At 72.4% G+C, this 7,109-nt stretch carries 5 protein-coding genes; 2 read left to right on the top strand and 3 right to left on the bottom strand.

What is annotated here, in order from left to right:
- A partial coding sequence (locus JNW98_RS33750) for a serine/threonine-protein kinase (protein ID WP_223772108.1) occupies positions 1–663 on the bottom strand: 663 nt, incomplete at its 3' end.
- A 195-nt stretch (positions 664–858) separates the two neighbouring features.
- Positions 859–1,941: an alpha/beta hydrolase gene (locus tag JNW98_RS33745; protein WP_223772109.1), complete on the bottom strand. Its 1,083-nt coding sequence runs from the start codon at positions 1,939–1,941 to the stop codon at positions 859–861.
- Between the two features lie 682 nt (positions 1,942–2,623).
- On the opposite strand from JNW98_RS33745, the gene JNW98_RS33740 reads away from it, so the two are divergent.
- Positions 2,624–3,358, top strand: coding sequence for a 2OG-Fe dioxygenase family protein (locus JNW98_RS33740; protein ID WP_223772107.1), 735 nt, complete (start codon positions 2,624–2,626; stop codon positions 3,356–3,358).
- A 31-nt stretch (positions 3,359–3,389) separates the two neighbouring features.
- Here the strand turns inward: JNW98_RS33740 and JNW98_RS33735 are convergent, their stop codons facing one another.
- A complete protein-coding gene (locus JNW98_RS33735) occupies positions 3,390–4,364 on the bottom strand; it encodes a carbohydrate-binding protein (RefSeq protein ID WP_223772106.1) in 975 nt (324 codons plus the stop codon).
- A 669-nt stretch (positions 4,365–5,033) separates the two neighbouring features.
- Here JNW98_RS33735 and JNW98_RS33725 point away from each other — a divergent pair.
- A partial coding sequence (locus JNW98_RS33725; RefSeq protein WP_223772105.1) for a hypothetical protein occupies positions 5,034–7,109 on the top strand: 2,076 nt, incomplete at its 3' end.

The raw sequence follows: 7,109 nt of genomic DNA, 5'->3' as shown, positions 1-7,109 counted from the left end.
GCGGAACGGCGACATCCCCTCGACGGCCGCGTAGAGCGTGGCCCCCAGCGACCACAGGTCCGAGGGCGTGCCGGGGTGCTTGCCGAGGGCGCGCTCGGGGGCCAGGTAGTCAGGGGAGCCGATGACGTCGCCGGTGCGGGTGAGGGTGCCCGTGCCCTCGACGAGGGCGATGCCGAAGTCGGTCAGCACCACCCGGCCGTCGTCCTGGAGCAGGACGTTGGCGGGCTTGACGTCGCGGTGCAGCACCCCGGCGGCGTGCGCGCTGCGGAGCGCCCGGAGCACCGCGGACCCCACGCGGGCCGCCTCCCGGGGCGACAGCAGGCCGTCGGCCTCCAGGACGTCGGCGAGCGACCGGCCGCGGACCAGTTCCATGACGATCCACGGCCGGCCGCGCTCCTCCACCACGTCGTGCACGGTGATCACGGAGCGGTGGCTGATCCGGGCCGCGGCTCGGGCCTCCTGCACCAGCCGGGCGTGCAGCACCCGGACGTCGGCCTCGCGCAGGTGCTCGGGGGCCCGGACCTCCTTGACCGCCACCTCACGGCCCAGTACCTCGTCGAAGGCGCGCCACACCACGCCCATGCCGCCGCTGCCGAGCCTGCCCAGCAGCCGGTACCGCCCGGCCAGCAGGGGAAACCGCTCGCCGCCGCCGTCGGCGTCCATGCCGTCACGCCCCCTCCCGCACGGGGTTCCGAACCGCTCCGGGACCCCACGCAAACGCGCCACACCGGCTGGGACGCGACGGCGTCCGTTCCCGTTCCCGGGGAACGGGACGGGTTCAGGAAAGGGAGATATTCGTACGAAAGTTCGGCTCACCTGTCACGGTTCTCCGGCGCCCGGCCGGCCGGAAGCCGGGGCTCAGCGCGGGTCGGCGAGCTGGCGGTCGAGCCAGCGGAGGACCTCGGGGTACTCCTCGCGCCAGGTCTGGAAGTTGTGGCCGCCCTCGTCGCGCATCAGCTTCTCGACCTTGGTCGGCCACTTCGCCTTCTCCACGAAGTGCATGGCCTGCTTGTAGTACTTCTCCTCGCCCTTCTTGCTGACGCCGACCAGCAGCGACACCGGCGGCGGGGGCATGTGGGCGAGGCGCCAGGTGAGGTCCGCCTCGTTCTTGAGCTGCTTGCTGCCGGCGTAGAGGTCGCCGGTCTCGCGGTCCTGGCGGGCGAAGAAGTCGGCGGAGAGGCCGGCGCCGGCGCCGTAGCGGGCCGGGTTGGTCATGGCCATCTTCAACGCGCAGTAGCCGCCCGTGGAGTTGCCGACGGCACCCCAGCCGCCGCGCGAGTTGTCGGCCCGGTACTTGTCGTTGACGGCGACCGGCAGGTCCTGGTTGAAGAAGGTCAGCGCCTGCGGGCCGCCGGGGACGTCGGTGCAGTTGGTGTCGCGGTCGGCGACGACCGACGGCCGGACCATCAGGACGATCGTCGGCCGCATCTTCCGCTCCTTGACGAGCTTCGACGCGGCCTGCGGGACCTTGATCTGGGTGATGAGGTTTCTGGAGACGCCGGGCTGCCCGGTGACCGCCACGATCACGGGGAAGCGGTCCTTCTCATGGCCCTTCTGGAAGTACTGCGGGGGCAGGTACGCGTACCCGTCCATGCTCAGGCCGGTGACCGGCCCGCGGATGGATATCCGGTCCACCTGCCCGCCCTTCTCCCGCGGGCCCAGACCCACCGACTCCTGCCCCTTCACCTCGAGCGCGGGAGGCCGCTTCTCGCCCGGCTTGCCGGGCTGGAGCTCCTGGTGGCTGGAGTTCTGCCCGAACAGCTCCTTCCAGGTGGAGTAGAAGCCGAACTCGTTGTTCGCGGCGACGAGCAGCACGGCGAGGACGCTCACCTGGGATATGACGAGCATGCCCAGGCGCGAGATCCAGGACAGGACCCCCTTGCGGGCGGCGCGCGGCCACAGCCACAGAACCAGGGCGCACACCGCGACCGCGATGAACACCAAGAGCAACAGTAGATTCTGGGACGTGAGACCCACGGTGGTGACTCCTCCTGGAAGGTGCTTTCACCCGAGAGAGAGGGAGGACGGCCGGGGACGGTTCCGCATATACACCGCGATCTCATGTTATGGCGGTCACTCGCGGCACGCACGTCCGCTCACGGTCGCCACGGGGAAGATGCCGGAGCACGGCGCCCCGGAGATTACCACGCGGTAAGGGTTCGCCAATAAGTGGGTACTTGCGCCCAAAAGGCCGCGGACGGGGGCCGGGAAGCACATCGGCGGAAAGCCGGGGAAAGCCGGGGAAAGCCGGGGAAAGCCGGGGGGACGCACCGGTCGGGGGAACGCATCGGCCGGCAATCCGGCAATGAGGTAAATCCCGCGTGAAGCGCGACGGCGTCGTCGTCAACGGCGTCGGGATTTCTTACCGGGACGGCATCGAGGGTAAAAGCGTCGTCCTGGACGAGGCCGGGCCGGCGAGGATCGGCGCCCGGCCGCCCAAGGGGCGGCGCCCTGTGACTAGTGTGTCAAGTGTGATGCGTGTGACGGAAGTTGCCGGACGCTGCGCTTCCGTCCCGCCCGTGCGTAGGCTCGGTCATCGGTATCCGGCTCACGCGGAGGCCCTCCGGCTCGCACGGAGGATCTCCCGCTCACACGAAGGCTCACTGAAGGCTGAGGCAGACCGATGACCCCTGCGTCCCTGCGCGTACCCGAGCAGCCCGGGACGGCCGACGGGCACGTCCCGCCCCCGTTCGTCCACTTCCCCGCCGACCTGCTGGCGGGCGCCCTCGGGGCGCTGCCGCCGGCGGCGGTGACCCTGTTCACCGAGTCCTGGAACGACCTGCCCGCCGACGCCCACCTGGGCACCGACACCCCGTACCGCTTCCGCCGGTACAGCAGGTTCCGGATCCTTCCGAACGGCGGCCTGGAGCGGCTGCCGCACGCGGCCTTCTTCCAGGACGCGGCCGTGAACCGGGTGAACGGCGGCGTGGACCGCATGTTCGCCCCGCTGGCGGAGGGCGTGGCCGCGGGGGCCGCGCTGGCCGCGGTCGTCCGTACGCTCCGGGAGCGGCTGCCCGGCCCGCGGGAGGGGATGGACGGCTGCGGGGTGCACCAGATACGCGTCGTCGCCACCCGGGACGCCGAGGGGCACCCCGCCCCGGAGGGCGTCCACCAGGACGGGCACTGCTACGTCGCCCAGGTGCTGATCCGGCGCGAGGGGGTGGAGGGGGCCGACTCGCGCCTCTACGACCTGGAGCGCGAGCCGGTCCACGAGGCGCTGCTGACCACGCCGTTCGAGACCATCGTCCTGGACGACCGCAGGGTCTTCCACGGCGTCACGCCGATCCGTCCGGCCGCGGGGGCCGAACGGGGCGTGCGGGACATGCTCCTCGTCGACTTCTTCCCGCTCGGGGACTGACCGCGGGGGCCGACGCGGGGTCGGCGACGGCTCACTGCCGGACGGTCCAGTGGTCGTTGGCGCTCACACGGAGGAACCGCAGCGGCGGGCAGAGGAAGGCCCGGCCGTCGGGGGCGGGGTCGGTCCACGGCGCGTCCGCCGGGCTCGCGGGGGTCCAGGCGCCGTTGCGGCGCAGCCTGAGCGCGGAGCTGTCGAAGACGGTGTTCCGGGCCTCCGTGCAGTACCAGCCCATGCCGGTGGCGGGGTTCACGCTCGCGTAGATCTCGAACATGTCCCAGCCGTGGTCGAGTCCGCTCTTGTCCGTCCCGGACTGGCGGTAGAGCAGCTCCCAGCTCGCGGTGCGGTGGTTGTAGAGGTGGGCGGCCCAGGTGTTGCCGGAGCCGCCCTCGCGGACCAGCTGGACGCTGTAGGCGGCCGGGGCGGTGCCGCCGGGGGTGTACTTCGCCAGGAAGGAGGCGTCGACGGGCAGGACCTTGGCGGGGCCGCCCGCGCCGCACCAGTCCCAGGCCCACAGCTCGGGGCCGCTCTGCCAGTAGGCCGTGACCACTTCCATGCAGGAGTTCTGGGCCTTGGTGGTGGGCGCGTAGGTGAAGTTCTCGGCGTCGCGCACGCGGTACGCGGGGTCGACCGTGTGGGTGGCCGTGATGCCGTCGTGGGTGCCGGGGCGCGGGAAGACGCCCCACCAGTCGTGGGTGAGGGCGGCGTCCGGTCCGCGGTCCCGCCCGCCCTCGCGGGCGGCGGCGCGGCGGCCCTCGGCGAAGGTGCGGACGGCCCGGTCGCGGGCGGGGGAGCGGTCCGGCGTACGGGCTCCGGTCACCCGGCCGCCGTGGGGAGCGTCCGGGTCGGGGGTGTACGCCGCGGTGGCGGCGGGCGGCCGGGGGCCGGGCGCCGCGGAGGCGGGGCCCGGTATGCCGCCCGCGAGCGCGGCGGGCGCGAGGAGCAGGGCCGTCGCCGCGAGGAGCGTCCGGCAGCCGGCGGCGAGGGAACGGTGGGGGTGTGTGCGCATGGGGTGCCTCCCGGTGGGGTTGGTCCATGCCAAGCAGGCGTAATGTCCATGACAACCGTCATGGCGTCAAGAGTCGCAGCGGCACCGGGATGCCCGGGTGGCCGCAGGGGCCCCTCCGGCGTCGGACCACCGGGGGCGGGTGTCGCACTTCGCGAGGCCGAACACACCCGGCAAATCCGACAGTTGTCATCAGGCCGATCTCACGGCACACGCCGCCCTCGCGGCAGAGTGGACTGATGTTCGGGGGACGTGGGTCCGGAACGTCGGTTCCGCGACATCCCGGCAGGTCACCCGGGCGGGCGGGGCGGACGGGCGGAGGATTACGGTCCTGTCACCGGCCCGCCGGGCTACGGCGGATTCCGGCCAGGCACACGTAAACGCCGGGCGTCTCCTGGGCCGTGCGACATACGCCGCGTTCCGGCATGGCGCACTATATGGCTGGGCGATCGAGGGGCGGCTGAGCCTCCCGGTGGTCCCCCGCTCCCACGCCCTCGACCAAGGGCGCCGGGGAGACGACTACGGCCGGCGTGGGGAGCCGGCCGAGCGCCACCGAACAACCGGGGGTTCGACCACCCGTGCGCGCCGGGGCCCGGCCACCCCGCGCGGACATCTTCACCAAGAGGACGGCGCCGCCGTGTCACCGCCGTCCCAGCAGGGGGGAGTTGCACCATGTCACGTTCCACACGTCTGCTCGCGGCCTGGGCCGCCGCGACACTGACGGCGCTGGCGCTGCCCGCCGCCGGCGCCCGCGCCGACGACCCGGCACCCCGCGTCGACCTGCGCGTTCTGCTCGTCGACGACGGCGGGCCCGCCGTCGAGGCGATCGCCGCCGAACTCGCCACCGCCGGCACGCCGTACACCAAGGTCGACCTCAAGGACGCCGGCCGGCCGAAGATCGACGCGGCCTACCTCAGCGACACCGTGGACGGCAGACCGCGCGCCAAGTTCCAGGGCGTCGTCCTGCCCAACGACAACCCGTTCGGCGACGGCTCGCCGGAGATGGCCGCCCTGGCCGGCTACGAGAAACGATTCGGCATCCGCCAGGTGGACGCCTACACCTACGCCCGCCCCGCCGTCGGCCTCAACGCCGCCCAGGAACACGGCTGGAGCGGACCCCTGGACGGCAAGACCGCCACCGTCACCGCCGAGGGCGCCGGCGGACCCTTCGGCTACCTGAAGAAGAACGTCCCCTTCGAGAACAACGACGCCGACGTCAACGAGAGTTACGGCTACCTCTCCACCCCGCTGGAGAAGCAGGACGAGGGCGCCACCTTCACCCCGTACGTCGACGCCCCCATCCCCGGCACGTCCGCGCGCGGCTCGCTGATCGGCCAGTACACCCACGACGGCCGCAGCGAACTCGTCGTCACCTTCGTCGCCAACCAGTACCAGACGCAGTTCCGGCTGGTCTCCCGCGGCATCGTCGAATGGCTCACCCAGGGCGTCCACCTCGGGGCCTCGCGCACCTACCTCGGCGTCCACGTCGACGACCTCTTCGCCTCCGACGACCGCTGGGACAGCAAGCGCAAGTGCACCCCCGGCGATGTCGACTGCCCCGGCAACCCGTCGCCCGACGCCCCGCCGATCCGGATGACGGCCGCCGACGCCGAGTACGCCAGGGAGTGGTCGAAGAGCCACAACCTGCCGCTCGACTTCGCCTACAACGGCGTCGGCAGCGAGGAGTACCGGGCCTCCCACGACGGCGCCCACGACCCGCTGCTCGACCGGTTCGTCGCCGACCAGCAGTCCTTCCGCTGGCTCAACCACACCTACACCCACGCCTTCCTCGGCTGCGTGCAGAACACCAGCGTCGTCCCCTGGAAGTGCTCCACCGACCTCTTCGGCCGCATCCGCTGGGTCGACGGCCAGAAGGTCACCCAGGAGATCGCCCAGAACCTGTCCTGGGCCGCCGCCCGCGGCCTGAAGGTCGACCCCGACGAGCTCGTCACCGGTGAGCACTCCGGCCTGCGCACCCTGCCGCAGCAGAAGGACGACAACCCCAACCTGGCCGCCGCCCTCACCGCCACCGGCGTCAAGTGGGTGGCCAGCGACAGCTCCCGGGAACCCCGCCAGCGCCAGACCGGGCCCGCGCTGACCGTCTCGCGCTACCCGATGAACGTCTACTACAACGTGGGCACGGCCGCCGAGCAGACCGACGAGTACAACTGGCTCTACACCAAGAAGGCCGACGGCGGCAGCGGCATCTGCGAGAACTCCACCGTCACCACCTGCCTCAAGGCCCCGCTCGACACCAAGACCGGCTTCGCCTCCTACATCGCTCCCCTGGAGGCCCGGATCGCCCTCGGGCACGTCCTCTCCAACGACCCGCGCCCGCACTTCATGCACCAGTCCAACCTCGCCGAGGAGCGGATCGGCTACCAGGTCCTGGAGAAGGTCCTCGCCGACCACGCGGCCCTCTTCGCCGACAACACCCCGCTCGTCAGCCTCCGCATGAGCGACATCGGCACCGAGATGCGCAAGCGCGCCGCCTGGTCCGCCGCCGTCGACGCCGGCAAGGTCACCGCCTACCGCACCGGCACCACGGTCACCGTCACCGCGCCCGCCGGCGTCGAGGCCACCCTCACCCTGCCCACCGGCACCACCCAGGCGAAGAACGGCACGTCGGCGCCGTTCGGCGACGCCTACGCCGGGCAGCGCGCCGGCTGGGCCACCCCGGCGGCCGGCCAGGACGCCGCCGTCTTCACCCTGCCCGCCGCCGGCGCCCCCGCCGCGCCGCACGCCACC

The sequence above is a fragment of the Streptomyces huiliensis genome (genome assembly GCF_020037025.1).
GTDB lineage: Bacteria > Actinomycetota > Actinomycetes > Streptomycetales > Streptomycetaceae > Streptomyces > Streptomyces huiliensis.
The sequence above is the reverse complement of the archived record's forward strand: the minus strand, read 5'-3'. Positions and strand labels throughout refer to the sequence as shown.